This window comes from Nonlabens xiamenensis (genome assembly GCF_003865345.1).
GTDB classification, from domain to species: Bacteria; Bacteroidota; Bacteroidia; order Flavobacteriales; family Flavobacteriaceae; genus Nonlabens; species Nonlabens xiamenensis.
Genome location: NZ_RMVE01000001.1, coordinates 213,465 through 229,328, shown reverse-complemented (window position 1 = coordinate 229,328; position 15,864 = coordinate 213,465). Strand labels below are relative to the sequence as shown.

Annotated in this window: 13 protein-coding genes; all 13 read left to right on the top strand. The window is 42.7% G+C overall.

Annotated features, from left to right (window positions below; translation table 11 throughout):
* Positions 1-215: 215 nt before the first annotated feature.
* Positions 216-1,220 (top strand): AAA family ATPase, encoded by a 1,005-nt coding sequence (locus tag EGM47_RS01010; RefSeq protein WP_124978907.1) that lies wholly within the window; start codon positions 216-218, stop codon positions 1,218-1,220.
* A gap of 156 nt (positions 1,221-1,376) precedes the next feature.
* Positions 1,377-2,240, top strand: coding sequence for a DUF58 domain-containing protein (locus EGM47_RS01005; RefSeq protein WP_124978906.1), 864 nt, complete (start codon positions 1,377-1,379; stop codon positions 2,238-2,240).
* Positions 2,237-3,874, top strand: coding sequence for a hypothetical protein (locus tag EGM47_RS01000; RefSeq protein ID WP_124978905.1), 1,638 nt, complete (start codon positions 2,237-2,239; stop codon positions 3,872-3,874). Before EGM47_RS01005 ends, EGM47_RS01000 begins: the two co-directional genes overlap by 4 nt.
* The gene (locus EGM47_RS00995; RefSeq protein ID WP_124978904.1) at positions 3,871-4,884 is read left to right on the top strand and encodes a vWA domain-containing protein; all 1,014 of its coding nucleotides are present in this window, start codon (positions 3,871-3,873) and stop codon (positions 4,882-4,884) included. The genes EGM47_RS01000 and EGM47_RS00995 overlap by 4 nt, the downstream gene beginning before the upstream one ends.
* A gap of 58 nt (positions 4,885-4,942) precedes the next feature.
* Positions 4,943-5,974, top strand: a complete 1,032-nt coding sequence (locus tag EGM47_RS00990; RefSeq protein WP_124978903.1) for a VWA domain-containing protein — start codon at positions 4,943-4,945, stop codon at positions 5,972-5,974.
* Complete coding sequence (locus EGM47_RS00985; protein ID WP_124978902.1) at positions 5,967-6,815, top strand: tetratricopeptide repeat protein; 849 nt, start codon at positions 5,967-5,969, stop codon at positions 6,813-6,815. The genes EGM47_RS00990 and EGM47_RS00985 overlap by 8 nt, the downstream gene beginning before the upstream one ends.
* Complete coding sequence (locus tag EGM47_RS00980) at positions 6,815-8,575, top strand: BatD family protein (RefSeq protein WP_124978901.1); 1,761 nt, start codon at positions 6,815-6,817, stop codon at positions 8,573-8,575. Before EGM47_RS00985 ends, EGM47_RS00980 begins: the two co-directional genes overlap by 1 nt.
* Positions 8,572-9,330 (top strand): tetratricopeptide repeat protein, encoded by a 759-nt coding sequence (locus tag EGM47_RS00975; RefSeq protein ID WP_240642045.1) that lies wholly within the window; start codon positions 8,572-8,574, stop codon positions 9,328-9,330. Before EGM47_RS00980 ends, EGM47_RS00975 begins: the two co-directional genes overlap by 4 nt.
* Before the next feature lie 71 nt (positions 9,331-9,401).
* Positions 9,402-9,704, top strand: coding sequence for a hypothetical protein (locus EGM47_RS00970; protein ID WP_124978899.1), 303 nt, complete (start codon positions 9,402-9,404; stop codon positions 9,702-9,704).
* 94 nt (positions 9,705-9,798) lie between these two features.
* A complete protein-coding gene (locus EGM47_RS00965; protein WP_124978898.1) occupies positions 9,799-11,385 on the top strand; it encodes a SulP family inorganic anion transporter in 1,587 nt (528 codons plus the stop codon).
* Between the two features lie 113 nt (positions 11,386-11,498).
* Positions 11,499-13,385 carry a SulP family inorganic anion transporter gene (locus EGM47_RS00960; protein WP_124978897.1) on the top strand — a complete coding sequence of 629 codons (1,887 nt, stop codon included), beginning with the start codon at positions 11,499-11,501 and terminating at the stop codon, positions 13,383-13,385.
* 127 nt (positions 13,386-13,512) lie between these two features.
* Positions 13,513-14,733, top strand: coding sequence for a GTPase HflX (hflX, locus tag EGM47_RS00955; RefSeq protein ID WP_124978896.1), 1,221 nt, complete (start codon positions 13,513-13,515; stop codon positions 14,731-14,733).
* Positions 14,734-14,856: 123 nt separating this feature from the next.
* Positions 14,857-15,852, top strand: a complete 996-nt coding sequence (locus tag EGM47_RS00950; RefSeq protein WP_124978895.1) for an NAD(P)H-dependent glycerol-3-phosphate dehydrogenase — start codon at positions 14,857-14,859, stop codon at positions 15,850-15,852.
* Positions 15,853-15,864 lie beyond the last annotated feature (12 nt).

The following is a 15,864-nucleotide window of genomic DNA, read 5'->3' as shown; positions in this document are numbered from 1 at the left end:
TACAAATGTAGTAAATGCTGTCCGGGCCTTTTTAGGAGCACAAACACTGGTCAAATAGACGTTAACAATCAATAACACTAAAGCCGTCAGGCTGGCACTCAATTTGTCGTGGCTGTCCTACCTTTGAGAGTTGCAGGGACGTCAGCAACTATAGGTGACCTCCCGCAAGACAAGATTGAAAAAAAATTGTTTTAAGCAAAAGAAAGATAAGATTTATGGAGCAACAGAGCACCCAGGTAGATATCGCAAGCATCAATGAACGTGTAGCCCAAGAAAGCCAGTTTATAGATGCACTGGTCAGTGAAATGAACAAGGTAATCGTAGGCCAAAAGTATATGGTGGAAAGATTGCTGATTGGTTTATTAGGAAGAGGGCATATTTTGTTGGAAGGTGTACCTGGTTTGGCAAAAACCTTGGCGATCACGACCTTGTCCAAAGCAGTGAGTGCTTCTTTCTCTAGAATTCAATTTACCCCAGATTTATTACCTGCTGATGTCGTTGGTACTTTGATCTATAACATGAAAGACGGCGAGTTCAATATCAAGAAAGGACCCGTTTTTGCCAACTTCGTTTTGGCCGATGAAATCAACCGTGCTCCAGCCAAGGTGCAGTCCGCACTACTGGAGGCCATGCAGGAAAAACAGGTAACCATAGGTGACACCACCTTTGGATTAGAAAAGCCTTTTTTGGTAATGGCTACCCAAAACCCAGTTGACCAGGAAGGTACTTATCCTTTGCCTGAAGCGCAGATGGACCGCTTTATGCTGAAGACTGTTATTGATTATCCTACTATCAGCGATGAACAATTCATCATGCGAGCCAATCTTAAAAAGGATTTCCCAACGCCTAACCCAATAGTCACGCCGGAACAGATCCTCAGAGCTCAGGACGCTGTGGAGATGGTTTATATGGATGAAAAGATTGAAAAATATATCCTGGATATCATTTTTGCTACTCGATATCCAGAAAAGTATAATCTGTCCGATCTCAAGCCTTTGATTTCCTTTGGTGCCTCACCTCGTGGATCGATCAACCTGGCCAAAGCAGCCAAATGCTACGCCTTTATCAAGAGACGCGGATATGTTGTGCCAGAAGATGTACGTGCGGTGGTATTGGATGTATTGAGACACAGAATAGGGATCACCTATGAGGCCGAAGCCGAGAATTATACCACTGAAGACATCGTAAATAAGATTGTCAATACCATTGAGGTACCATAAATACATGGATAAGTGCTGGTTATTGACCTTCTATTAAATGAACTTTCCAATGTTCAATGAAGGTGCATCTCTCAGTTCGCAGGACCAATTCCAATGATCGTCAATCCTATCCAACCAATACCGATTTTACTAAAAACAGTTGCAGTTTAGGCATTCATGAATACACAGGAGCTACTTAAAAAAGTACGAAAGATCGAGATAAAGACTCGCCGATTGAGCGATGCGGTTTTTGGTGGAGAATACCACAGTGCATTTAAGGGGCGAGGGATGACTTTCAGCGAGGTGCGTCAATACCAATTTGGGGATGATGTGCGTAATATTGACTGGAACGTAACGGCCAGGTACAACGAGCCATTCATCAAGGTATTTGAAGAAGAACGTGAGTTGACCCTGATGTTGGTAGCAGATATCAGTGGATCTACCTTATTTGGTACCCAAGAGCAGATCAAAAAAGAAATCATTACAGAATTGTGCGCTACCCTGGCCTTCAGTGCTATGCAGAACAATGACAAAGTTGGCTTACTGCTGTTTTCTGACCAGGTAGAATTGTACATACCTCCCAAAAAAGGGAAGTTTCATATCCTCCGTATAATCCGAGAATTATTGGAATATGAACCTCACAATAAAAAAACTGATGTAGCGGGAGCACTGCAGTTTTTGGCGGGCGTACTCAAGAAAAAAGCAATCGTCTTTGTGATGTCAGATTTTATGGCAGCTGATTATGAAAAAACCCTCCAGATCACCGGTCGCAAACACGATGTCACTGGCATAAGGGTGTACGATGAACGAGAGACCGTCATGCCCAAAATGGGACTGGTCCAATTCAAGGATCAAGAGACAGGTCAAGTGCAAATGATCAATACCAATTCTAACAAATTGCGGAACGATTATGCCACTTACCATAAAGAAAGTGCAGACTATTTCCACAATGCCTTCAGAAAAGCTGATGCAGGTGCGATAGACCTGGAAACCAAAGAAAGTTATACTAAAAAATTACTAGGATATTTTAAAGCCAGATGATTAAATCATATTTCTACATACCTGTATTTTTATTTGTTGCCTTGGCTTGGGCCCAAAACCAGACACCCAGCATTAAGACTGAGGTGGATCGGGATTTGATCAAAATAGGGGAGGAAGTGAAACTGGGTCTGAGCGTAGAGGTCGCACACGAAGATTTTGTTGTCTTTCCAGAACAGCCCACTATGGGTGCCTTGGAGGTGATTGAAAGTTACCCGGTGGACAGTCTGAAAATTGATGACAAGATCAGATTGTTTAAGCAATACGGCGTGACACAATGGGACTCTGGAGACTATTGGCTGCCCAGATTGAAACTACTCAAGAATGACCAGCAGTTATTTTCTGATTCGGTGTTGATCAGTGTACGAGAGGTAGAGGTAGATACTACCAAACAGAAAATGTTCCCGATCAAACCATCCCTGGAAATCGAAGATAGAACCCGACCCACTTACGCTTGGTTGTGGTGGTTATTGCTGTTGACATCAATAGGTTTGGTAGTGTGGGCGCTTTCGCGAAAGCGTGAAAAACTCACCTTTGAAGAAACCTTACAGCCTTATGAATGGGCCAAATACAGACTCCAAAAACTAGACGAATCTGCATTGCTGGAGAACAGGCAGTGGAAGGACTATTATACCGAGTTGACCTATATCCTCAGGAGATATATCGACTCCAAAGTTTATGGACATACCCTGGAAAGTACCACGGGTCAATTGATACGCGAACTCAAAGTGGCAATGGATGAAAAGGGGATGCATATCACAGATGGTACACAATCCAGATTGGAAGAAATATTACGCAAAGCCGATTTGATAAAGTTTGCCAGCGCAAGTGGAGATGCCATCAGTGCCAAAGAAGACCGTACCCATACCAATAATATCATTGATAATATTCATCAAGTACTGCCACCGCCTACTGAAGAAGAATTGATGCAGGATGCACGTTACAGGCGCAAGCAAGAACTGAAAAAACGCTCCGAAAAGATTGTCCTGGGACTAGCCAGTCTATTGGTTCTGATCGGAATAGGCCTGAGTGTTTGGGTCTACATTGAAGGTTACGATGAGGTGTCTGATCAGGTATTGGGCAACGAATTGAGAGAAGCTTATGATGCAGATTGGCTCACTACGACTTATGGCGTGCCCGAAATCAGCCTGAGTACGCCAGACGTTTTGGTCAGGAATGACAGTATTTGGGTTCCAGATAACTTCAAAATATTGGTTGCTGAATTCGATAACTTCAAACAAGGGGATCTGGGTGACCCGTATTCTGTACATCTCACTACCATGTATTTCCGTCAACAACTTCCTGATGAAGAATTGGACGGCAAAGCTTTTACAGATCCGATGATCCAATTCTTTGAAAATGAGGGAGCTACTAATATCCTAATGCTAGATGAACCTGTAGAAATCAACGGGCACAAAGGGATCGAACTGGCTGGAAATATGGAAGTAGAAGGAGATACCTATGATTATAGCATCCTTTTGTTTTCAGAGGGGGGTGGTTTGCAACAGGTGACTATCGTAGTCAAAACTGTTGAAGAAGAAGACCCAGACAGGGAGTACGGTCGTTTGACGCTGGAGCAAATCAAAAATTCCATCAAGATCAAGGATATACAACCCCAACAGAAAAATCAGCAATGATGGACGGATTTGACAATATAAGTTTTCTGCAGCCAGAAATGTTTTGGTTATTTCTGCTGTTGCCACTGGCAGTCGTTTATTATATCTGGACCAGAAAAAAGCAACAAGCTGCGGTACACGTCTCCAGCTTGAAGGGGTTTCAAACGGGATCCTCTTGGCTTGCCCGATTCAGACCCGTGTTACTTGTACTGAGGTTGCTGGCATTGGCGTTAATAATTCTGGCCTTGGCAAGGCCCCAAACCTCAGATGTTACCAGGCGTACCAAAACCATCAACGGTGTGGATATAGTTCTAGCGATAGACGTCAGTGCAAGTATGCTCGCGAAAGACTTAAGACCCAATCGACTTACAGCTACCAAAGAAGTAGCTGCAGAATTTATTCAAGGCAGGCCTAATGATCGAATAGGAGTGGTAGTTTATGCCGGAGAAAGTTATACTAAAACACCGATCACTACCGATAAAAGTATTGCACTCAATGCGATAAGAGATATCAAATTTGACGGCGTACTTGAGAATGGAACCGCTATCGGGATGGGATTAGCCACTGCCGTGAATCGTCTAAAAGATAGTGAAGCCCAGAGCAAGGTAATCATTCTGATGACCGATGGTGTGAATAATAGCGGATTTATTGACCCTAAAATTGCCAGCGAACTGGCCATGGAGTTTGACATCAAGGTTTATACGATAGGTCTGGGGACCAACGGGAAAGCCAAGTCGCCCTACGCGATCGGTCCTGATGGGAATTTTAGGTTTAGAATGATGCCGGTAAAAATCGATGAAGAATTATTGAAGCAGATCGCGGCTGACACGGGAGGTAAATACTTTAGGGCTACTAATAATGAGAAACTTGAACAGATCTATGACGAAGTTGACCAATTAGAAAAAACCGAGATTGAGCAACTAGAATTTTATAACTTAGAAGAAAAGTATAGAGATTTGGTACTGCTTGCATTAGGCTTGGTCTTAATAGAAGTTTTATTGAGGTACAGTTTGTTCCGCACAGTGGCTTGATCTGTAAAAATGAATGTTACCACCGATGGGTGATGAAATAATAGAAAATTAATAGACAGTGTATATACTGGAAGAAAAAATATATTTCTGGCTGTTGTGCCTAATACCTCTAGTAATCCTTTTATTTTTAGGATTAACCTTTTGGAGGTACAGCGCACAGACAAAATATGCCCAAAAACATTTGTTGGATCACTTGATTCCTGATCGCTCTTTGTTCAAGCCCATCCTTAAATTGGTCACCTTGTGTTTTGGGATTCTATTTTTAGTGTTGGCTTTGGTCAACTTAAAAGCTGGAAAAAAGTTGGAGATTGTTGAAAGGAAAGGTGTAGATATCGTATTTGCGGTGGATGTATCTAAATCCATGTTGGCCGAAGACATCGCACCTAACCGATTGGGAAAATCCCAGCAACTGGTCACGCAGATTATTAATAACCTGGCGAGCGATCGTATTGGGTTGATTGCTTACGCTGGAAGTGCGGTTCCTCAACTTCCGATAACTACCGATTACGGAAGTGCAAAAATGTTTTTGCAGTCATTGAACACTGAATTGATTTCGAGCCAAGGGACCGCCATTAATGAAGCCATCCAATTGGTCGAAAGCTATTATGCCGATGATACCGAGGTACCCAAAGTTTTGGTGATCATCAGTGATGGAGAAGATCATGAAGGAGAAGTAGCTGCAGTCGCCGAGGCCGCCGCTGAAAAAGGAATACGAATCATTACCATCGGTGTGGGAACTCAAAAAGGAGGAACCATCCCTATCAAAAGAGGAGGGGTCGTACGCGAATTTAAAAAGGATAACCAAGGGAAAACCGTCATCACCAAGCTGAATACTGAAACTTTGACAGAAATCGCCGAGGCTGGTAATGGTGTTTATATAGATGGTACGATTACTGCAAATGTGATTGATGAACTGAAAGAAGAATTGGACCACATAGACAAAGTGGCTTTTGAGTCCCAGCAATATGCTGATTTTGAGTCCCAATTCCAATGGTTTCTCGCCTTTGGATTATTTTTCTTGTTTATCGACCTGTTTTATCTGGAAAGGAAGACGGCTTGGGTTAAAAAATTAAACTTGTTCAATGACTAATTTTTTTGAAAATACGATATGTTGGATCCTATTGTTGGGTAGTATCGCTTTCGCGAAAGCGCAAGGTGATGCCCAACCACTACTTCAGGTATATGAGCGCAGTGTTCAACAAGCGCAGGAACAAGCTGCCGATGGTGAGTTTAATCAGGCGGAAGCCAATTATAAGAAAGCCCTGGCACTCAAGGAAAACAGTGCCGAGGCCGCCTATAACCTCGGCAATCTGTACTATGAAAATGAAAAGAAGTTTAACGCTGTAGAGAACTACAAAAAAGCGGCAGAAAACGCTACGAGTAAAAAGGAAAAACATAAAATCTTCCATAATCTGGGCAACTCGTTTTTGGAAAATAAACAATATAAAGAAGCTGTTGAGGCCTATAAAAACGCATTGAGAAACGACCCTACTGATGACGAAACCCGTTATAATCTTGCCCTCGCCAAACAGGAGGAAGAAAAGCAAGGCGGCGGTGGCGGCGGTGGTGGCGATGACCAAAATGAAAAAGACCAGGGAGAAGGCAAGGATCAGGACTATAAGGAAGGTGACCAAGATGAAAAATCTGATGGTGACAATGACGGGAAGGAAAATGAAAAGGAAGGACAAGACCAGAAGGGAGATGGAGAAGGCGAACAGGATCAAGAAGGGAAAAATACCGAAGGTGAAGACGGAGAAGGGGATCCCAAGCAAAACCAACAAAAAGCGCCAAAGCGTGTGGAAGGTAAAATGACTCCCCAGCAGATCAAACAGATCCTTGAAGCCTTGAACAACGAAGAACAAAAAATTAGGGATAAAATCAATGCTAAAAAGGCTCAGGGAGCTGGTAAAAAATCAGAAAAAGATTGGTGATGAAACATTTAACCTACATCTTGGTAATTTTTTGGACTGGATTGTTGCAGTCCCAAGTCGAATTTACGGCCAATGTGAGTAGGGACAGGATTGCCGTGAATGAACGACTGCGTATCGAATTTAAAATGAACGTGGATGGTGATAATTTTACCCCACCTGATTTTGTAGGCTTTCAAAAGGTGTCAGGACCCAGCCAGTCTTTTACACAAAGTTGGATCAACGGCAAAGGCAGCATGACAAAATCCTATACTTATATTCTACAACCCATCAAAACTGGGAAACTAAAAATTGCTCAGGCCGTCATGACTTTTCAAGGTAATGAATACAAGACCATTCCGCAGGAAATTAATGTTACCGGCGCAGTCTCCCAGCCTAAAGATCCAGATGACCAGAGCATTACTGCCGATGATGGCATACATCTGGTAGCAGAAATATCCAACAGCAATCCTTACCTCAATGAAGCCATACGTGTAGTGTATAAAATATACGTCGATTATGATTTAGATATAAGCCTGCCAATTGAATTGGACACGCCTAAATATAGAGATTTTTGGTCCCAGAATATTGATAACCGTAACCCTCAGATGCGCAATGGATTCTATCAGGGTGAGCCGTATCGCTATTTTGTTTGGAGGGAGGCCATATTGTATCCTCAGAAGACCGGTACGCTAGAAATCGAGCCCATGACCTTGAGAGTTAACGTAGAAGTCCCAACGAATCTTCGAGACCCTTTTGGTAAACCTTATATGATTACCGAAACCAAAATTGTAAGTGCAGATAAACGCAGCATTAATGTGAAGGATTTACCTTTGGCGGGAAGACCACCTAGCTTTACTGGAGCGGTGGGTGATTTTGATTTTGAGGTGTCCGCAGATCGTGTACAACTGGATGCAGGAGAAAGCCTTACTGCCAAGGTTCAAGTCTCTGGATCCGGTAACCTTAAATTGATGGAATTGCCTAAGCTTTCGGTCCCGCAAAGCTTAGAGATCTACGAACCTGAAAGAGTGAATAAAGTCAGCACCACGATCAACGGGATGCGCGGTAATATTGCAGATCAATACACCATCGTACCTCAATTTGGTGGTAAATATGTCATACCACCCGTTGAGTTTTCCTATTTTGATCCGGAAAAGGAAAAATACATTACAAAAAACAGCGGAGAGATGATGCTGATGGTAGAGGGAGACGCACCAGTAAATGCAGCCACCGCCACAGCTTCTACCCCTGCCAATAAAAATCAGATCAGTGCTACCGAGCCTTTTGCATTTATCAAAACCAAAACGAATCTGGAGCCCGTGAATCGCAGTTATTTCTTTAATTCCACTACTTACTGGTCTGTGATTGGAGGCTCTTTGTTGCTGCTGCCTTTGGTGTTAATCCTGAGGGGACAACGAGAAAAGCGTCAGGCCGATGTGGTGGGAAATCGTCTCCGCAGGGCCAACAAACTAAGCAAAAAATACTTGAGTGCTGCCAAAAAGAACTTAGGTGACCACGAGCAGTTTTATATTTCATTGGAAAAATCATTGCACAATTACCTAAAGTCCAAATTGAATATACAAACAGCCGAGATGTCCAAAGAACGAGTAGATCAGCTTTTGGAAGAAAGAGGCGCCAATGCAGAGGTGAGGGCGGAATTTGTAGCCCTTTTGGCGAGCTGCGAATTTGCAAGGTACACGCCATCTTCTGAGGCTAGCATGAAAGAAGATTATGATAAAGCCGGACAGGTGTTGAATAGTATTGACAAACAGATCAAGAAATGATGAAGAAGTTGTTGCAGATAGTGATGATAGGAATGTTTGCTCTTCCTGTTTTTGGTCAGGATCCCGGATCCGCTTTCGCGAAAGCGAACAAAGCTTATGCTGGGGAGAACTATGAGTTGGCCATTGCTGCCTATGAGCAGGTTTTGAGCATGGGTCAGCATAGCCCAGAAGTATACTTCAATTTGGGAAATGCTTATTATAAAACCAATCAGGTAGGTCCTTCCATCTATTACTTTGAAAAGGCCCTTGCCCTTGCTCCCAATGATCAGGATATTCAAAACAATCTGAGATATGCCAACCAGATGAAAATGGATGCTATCCAGACCGCGCCTGAAGATGTCTTGCAAAGCGGTTGGGATGACCTCGTGTATAGCCTGAGCGTAGATGAGTGGGCCTATTTCAGTATTGTATTAGTGTTGGTGACCATACTGATGTTTATCTTATACCTCTATGCTGGCACAGTGGCAAAAAAAAGACTCTTTTTTGTACTGACGATTTTAGGCGTATTGACGACTGTATTTTTGATCAGCATGGCTTTTTATGCTAAGTCCAATATTGATGATCAAGAGTTTGCCATTGTCTTTCAAGAAGAGGTGGTTTCCAGAGAAGAACCAAAACCTCAAGCGACGGCAAGTTTTGTCTTACATGAAGGGACCAAAGTAGAATTGCTGGAAGAGTTTGAGCAATGGGTAAGAATATCCCTTGCTAATGGGAATAAAGCCTGGATTCCGCAGGAAGCTATCAAAAAACTCTGAGTTTAGTTCATAATGTTAAAAGCTTGACTATATTTGAAAGGCTACGGCTTCTTATTTTTTAGTCAAAAGATATGACCAACTCCTTATTTGCTGCCGTTATTCTTGTCGCGATGGTATTGTCGACGGCCATGGAACAGTATTTCGCTTATGCTGCAGCTGAAAATGATGCGGTGGAATGGGTTAACTTACTGGATGGAGAAGAACAAGAGGTAGACGATCAGTATGAGGAGCAACAAATCCTGGTGGTAAATGATCTACATCGGGAGCACAGCTATTTTTCTACTCAGCTATTTCAACCCTTCAAACATTATCTGGACTCCTCTTCATTACTATTGTCTAAAAGGGACACACCGCCACCCAGGTATGGCATCTAATAAAACCGTACTGCTTTTATTTATTACACATTTAAATTATCCCCAGAAATTGGCAATCTTACAATGCCAAGTCAATTTTATTAAACCCTAGACTATGTTTAAACATTTAGCCAAAGACATACCTGCAAGTATTGTCGTTTTTTTTGTAGCCCTCCCTTTGTGTTTAGGGATTGCCGTTGCCAGTGATGCACCTCCATTTGCCGGATTGATTGCTGGTATCATCGGTGGTATTATAGTAGGTGCGATCAGTGGTTCTCAAGTCGGAGTAAGTGGGCCAGCTGCGGGATTAGCGGCTATCGTATTGGCAGCTATTGCCAGTTTAGGATACGACAAATTCCTTCTTGCTGTAGTACTGGGCGGAATTATCCAATTGTTCTTCGGTGTATTGAGGGCTGGGGTGATTGCCTATTATTTTCCTTCTTCTGTAATCAAGGGAATGCTAACAGGAATTGGGATCATCATTATTTTAAAACAAATTCCGCATTTCTTTGGTATCGATAAGGATCCTGAAGGAAATTTTGTGCTCTTCGGTGCAGACAGTAATATCATTGCCGATATTACTGGAATTCCAGCCAATATGAGTTGGGGTAGCACAATCATAGCCATGATAGGTTTAGCTATTCTTATCTTATGGTCGACATTGCTGGCGAACAAAGGAAAATTCTTTAAGGTGGTTCAAGGACCTCTCGTCGCAGTCGTATTAGGAATTGTTTACTATTTGATGACCAAAGGCAGCTCCCTCACCATTGAGCCTTCTCACTTGGTTCAAGTGCCTGTTCCAGAAGGTGTGGATGATTTCATCGGTCAGTTTCGTTTTCCAGACTTTAGTGCGATCAACAACTCAGCGGTCTGGGTAACTGGCTTTACCATTGCACTGGTCGCAAGTCTGGAAACCTTGTTGTGTGTAGAGGCAACCGACAAATTGGATCCAGAGAAAAGGGTAACGCCAACCAATCGAGAGCTATTTGCTCAGGGAACTGGGAATGTTCTTTCTGGGTTAGTCGGTGGGATTCCTATCACGCAGGTAATCGTGCGTAGTAGTGCCAATATACAATCTGGTAATAAAACTAAGGTCAGTGCTATTGTACACGGCTTCCTACTGTTGTCCACTGTGTTGTTTATTCCAACAATACTTAATCTAATACCTATGTCGGTATTGGCTTCTGTGCTTCTACTTGTAGGTTATAAATTGGCCAAGCCTGCCACATTTAAAACGATGTGGAAAGCCGGGTTAAAGCAGTTTATTCCGTTTTTGGTAACTGTAGTGGTGATCGTTTTTAAGGACTTATTATGGGGAATCGGCGTCGGATTGGCAATAGGTATTATAATCACGTTGTATTATAGTTATAAAAACAGTCATTTTCTGCACAAAGAAGACCCTGATCAGGGTGGGCCAAAAATTAGGATGACCTTGGCTGAAGAGGTTACATTCTTTAATAAAGCAGCGATTAAAAGAGAACTGGATGAACTCCCTGAAGGAACAGAGTTGGAATTTGATGTGTCCAAAACTACCTATATGGATTATGATATCATTGAAATCTTAGATGACTTCAGACAAAAAGCCAAGGCGAGAAATATCGATATCATGATAATTTCACAGCGAGGAAGAGTTAGTAATCCAACCAGTTACTCCGAATTTTTTAAAATGGAAAAAATTCATCCGCTCCAGCGGCGTCGGTGAGATTCATAAAGTATATTAAATACCTTAAGATTTTAAGTAAAGCCTTTGTAGTTTAGTGATTGCAAAGGCTTTTTGGTCTTCTATCACCACTACACACCTATCAACTAATGACTATGACAACAGGATTATTTAAGCATTTAAAAGGAGATCTTTTCGGCGGACTTACAGCCGGTATCGTTGCATTGCCACTTGCCTTGGCCTTTGGTGTTCAATCGGGTATGGGAGCTGTCGCTGGGTTGTATGGTGCTATTTTCATTGGTTTTTTTGCTTCCCTATTTGGTGGTACCAACACACAGATATCTGGTCCTACCGCTCCAATGACCGCTGTGAGTATGGTTGTGGTGGCAGGAATCATGCAAGCCTATGACGGCAATTTAGTAGATGCCATACCTGCGATTCTCACTGTTTTTATCATGGCAGGGGTGATGCAGATCATCTTGGGTGCGCTCAAACTAGGTAGATATATCAAATACATTCCTTATCCCGTTGTTTCTGGATTTATGACTGGAATCGGAGTGATCATTCTGGTTACCCAGATTTTACCTGCTCTCGGTTATTATCCTGCTGAAGATGATGCCTTCGTAGAGGAATTTCGTCCTGCTGCAGAACAACGCATCATGAATAATTATTTGGAAGAACAAGGAGCCACCAGAGCCCTGACTTCAGCCGACTTCCAGCAAGCTGCTAAGATGGGAGAAAACATCAGTCTTGAACAATTGCAAACTGAGTCCAGAGCATTGGCCAAAAAAGACGCTAGTGGCGTCTGGGGGACACTTAAGACGTTGCCTACCGCCATACAGCATATAGATTATACGGCCTTGATCATCTCATTGGTCACCATATTTGTGATTTTTGGATTCAAGCGCATTACGACCAGTATTCCTTCCACCTTGATTGCCCTGTTGGGGGTTTCAATAGTTGTTTATTTAGCAGGTTGGGAGGTACGTACCATTGGAGAGATACCTTCTGGATTGCCAGTTCCCAATCTGGAAATCTTTACAGGCTTTGATTTTGGTGCCGTTTCTCCTTACTTCTTTACTGCACTGACGCTGGCTTTCCTTGGGGCTATAGATTCTTTACTGACCAGTGTGGTAGCCGACAATATGACCAAAACAAGACACAATCCCAATCGGGAGTTGGTTGGACAAGGAATTGGTAATAGTGTGGCTGGATTATTTGGTGGAATTCCTGGGGCTGGTGCGACAATCAGAACGGTAGTGAATATTAACTCTGGAGGGAAAACACGTCTGTCAGGTATGATCGCTGCTACTTTACTTTTTGTAATCGTCATTGCCTTAGGAGGTCTCGCAGAGAATATTCCTAGTGCTGTGCTGGCTGGGATTCTTATTACTGTAGGTATTGGTGTAATGGATTATAAAGGTCTTAAGGCCCTAAAATCCATTCCCAAAAGTGACGTAGTTGTCATGTTTATCGTACTGCTGCTTACCGTCTTCTGGGATTTAGTATATGCCGTAGGAATTGGTTTGGTGATCTCCAGTCTTATCTTCATGAAAAAGATGGGTGATGTCAACACGAGAAAATCTGGCATCAAGAAACTGGCCGAAATCGAGGATCTGGATGATGCAGATTATTCCAGAATTCCCATCAAGCTGCGTGAAGAGGTATTTATCAAAGAGTTGAGCGGGCCAATGTTTTTTGGATATACCAGTGATTTTCAATCCATGTCCCGAGACGTACCTAGCTATGCCACACACGCTGTGATTCGTATGGAAAAGGTACCTTTTATGGACCAGTCAGGACTTTTTACCTTTGAGGATGTATTACAGGAGTTAATCCGCAAAAAGATCTCACCATTGTTGGTGGGCATTCAAGAACAGCCCAGGTATCGATTGGAAAATATTGATATCATTCCGGATTTGGTGGGTCAGGAACACGTATTTGACAACTATGACGAGTGCCTGCAATGGATTTTGCAGCATGTAGAAGATACAGTGCCACCACAATCAGGATTGAGAAGTAGTCAGCAGACCAATGAATAACATATATTCTTTTTTCACCAGTGGTTACTAGTGGGAGCAGCCTTTCACAAGCTCTTGCCAATAATGCCCGTGCCTACATTGAATCTTTTATCTTTGTGAAAAAGCAAAGGAAGACGTATACATATCTATGTTAGAATTAGAAAATCACGAATACGAACAAGCCATCCTGATCGGCGTGGTCACCCAACAACAGTCTGAAGAAAAACTCGAAGAATATATGGACGAGTTGGAGTTTTTGGCCTATACCGCAGGTGCTACGGTTAAAAAACGCTTTTCTCAGAAATTACAGAAACCCAATCCCAAAACCTTTATTGGATCTGGAAAAATGGAGGAGGTCGCCGCTTACGTTGAAACCCACGATATCGGTACCGTGATTTTTGATGACGAGTTGTCCCCAGCTCAGCAAAAAAATATTGAGAAAATTCTCAAGGCCAAGATTATCGATAGGACTTACCTGATCCTCGACATTTTTGCCCAACGCGCCCAAACCAGCTATGCACGTACCCAGGTAGAATTAGCGCAATACGAATACCTGCTGCCCAGATTGGTGGGATTATGGACGCACCTCGAACGTCAAAAAGGGGGTATTGGAATGCGTGGTCCAGGTGAAACAGAAATCGAGACGGATAGGCGTATCGTAAGGGATCGCATCTCCTTGCTTAAGAAAAAGTTGGCCACCATTGACAAGCAAATGGCCACCCAACGAGGCAATAGAGGCAAACTGGTAAGGGTAGCTCTGGTAGGATATACCAATGTAGGTAAAAGTACATTGATGAATCTGATCTCCAAAAGTGATGTCTTTGCCGAAAACAAACTCTTTGCTACCCTGGATACTACTGTACGTAAAGTAGTGGTAGGTAACTTGCCTTTTTTACTCACTGACACTGTAGGATTTATTCGCAAGCTGCCCACCCAACTGGTAGAATCTTTTAAATCTACCTTGGATGAGGTACGTGAGTCTGATTTGCTGCTTCATGTGGTAGATATTTCTCACGAGAGTTTTGAAGATCATATTGCCTCCGTCAACAAAATCCTCGATGAAATAGACGCGATAGACAAGCCTACCATCATGGTTTTTAATAAAATTGACCAATACCAGGCTGAGGATTATGATGAGACAGATTTGGAACAGGAGCGCACAGAGGCACATTATAGCCTGGAGGAATGGCGCAAGACCTGGATGGCCAGACAAGGTGAAGATGTAGTATTTATTTCGGCGATTAATAAAGAGAATATTGACAACTTCCGCAGCCTGGTGTACGACCGTGTCCGGGAGATTCATATATCCAGATTCCCCTATAATGAGTTTCTGTATCCCGACATCAACCAATGGGAGGACGATGAATAAATAGACCCAGTGATCTTGTGAAATTTTGGATAATCGCTTCTTAAATTATCATAATCCTCAGTCAATGCCCTATTTTTCTCAAAAAGTCTAAAAATGGGTATCTTTGGATTCCAATAAAAATACATGGATCAAACCAAGAAAATTGCAGTGATTGGTGGTGGAAGCTGGGCTACAGCCATTGTCAAAATGCTATGTGAAAACATGGATACCGTTTATTGGTATATGCGCAGCGTTTATGCTGTGGAACATATCAAGCGCAATGATCACAACCCCAATTATTTAAGTTCGGTCGAGTTCAAGAATAGTCAGTTGCAACTATCTAATGATATCAATGAGACTGTGGCTGCAGCAGACCTCTGTATTTTTGCGATCCCTAGCGCCTTTGTGTACGACGAGTTGGAGGCCTTACATGTGCCACTCAAGGACAAAATCATTTTCAGTGCCATCAAGGGTATTGTTCCCCAAACTGGACTGATCGTTGGCGAGCACTTCAACGAACATTACGATATTCCATTTGAGAACATCGGTGTCATCACAGGTCCCTGCCATGCCGAAGAGGTAGCCTTGGAACGTCTTTCCTATCTTACCATTGCCTGCGCCGATGAAGAAAAAGCCAAATTCCTGGCCGAACGTATGGGTAGCGAATACATCAATTGTAAAATCAGCGATGATATTATCGGCACTGAATATGCTGCCGTATTAAAAAATATTTATGCCATCGCTGCCGGAATTGCCCACGGATTAGGTTATGGGGATAATTTCCAGAGTGTTTTGATGAGTAACGCCATCCGCGAGATGAAGCGTTTCATCAAAAAAGTGCATAAAATGAAGCGCAACATTAATGATAGCGCTTACTTGGGTGACCTGTTGGTGACTGGATATTCAGGTTTTTCTCGAAACCGACTCTTTGGAAATATGTTGGGTAAAGGCTATACTGTACGTAGCGCCCAATTGGAAATGAGCATGATTGCCGAAGGTTATTACGCCACCAAGAGCGCCTTCCAAATTAATCAGGAAAAAGGGGCAAAAACACCCATTCTCAATGCTGTGCACAGCATTTTGTACGACAACAAGAACCCCAAAAAAGTATTTAAAAAACTAGCAGAAAAGCTAGATTAACACATAAAAACA

Coding starts and splice junctions, on each gene's coding strand:
- EGM47_RS00985 (WP_124978902.1), top strand. CDS start 5,967: ATGACTAATTTTTTTGAAAATACGATATGTTGGATCCTATTGTTGGGT.
- EGM47_RS01000 (WP_124978905.1), top strand. CDS start 2,237: ATGATTAAATCATATTTCTACATACCTGTATTTTTATTTGTTGCCTTG.
- EGM47_RS01005 (WP_124978906.1), top strand. CDS start 1,377: ATGAATACACAGGAGCTACTTAAAAAAGTACGAAAGATCGAGATAAAG.
- EGM47_RS00980 (WP_124978901.1), top strand. CDS start 6,815: ATGAAACATTTAACCTACATCTTGGTAATTTTTTGGACTGGATTGTTG.
- EGM47_RS00975 (WP_240642045.1), top strand. CDS start 8,572: ATGATGAAGAAGTTGTTGCAGATAGTGATGATAGGAATGTTTGCTCTT.
- EGM47_RS00970 (WP_124978899.1), top strand. CDS start 9,402: ATGACCAACTCCTTATTTGCTGCCGTTATTCTTGTCGCGATGGTATTG.
- EGM47_RS01010 (WP_124978907.1), top strand. CDS start 216: ATGGAGCAACAGAGCACCCAGGTAGATATCGCAAGCATCAATGAACGT.
- EGM47_RS00995 (WP_124978904.1), top strand. CDS start 3,871: ATGATGGACGGATTTGACAATATAAGTTTTCTGCAGCCAGAAATGTTT.
- EGM47_RS00965 (WP_124978898.1), top strand. CDS start 9,799: ATGTTTAAACATTTAGCCAAAGACATACCTGCAAGTATTGTCGTTTTT.
- EGM47_RS00950 (WP_124978895.1), top strand. CDS start 14,857: ATGGATCAAACCAAGAAAATTGCAGTGATTGGTGGTGGAAGCTGGGCT.
- EGM47_RS00960 (WP_124978897.1), top strand. CDS start 11,499: ATGACAACAGGATTATTTAAGCATTTAAAAGGAGATCTTTTCGGCGGA.
- hflX (WP_124978896.1), top strand. CDS start 13,513: ATGTTAGAATTAGAAAATCACGAATACGAACAAGCCATCCTGATCGGC.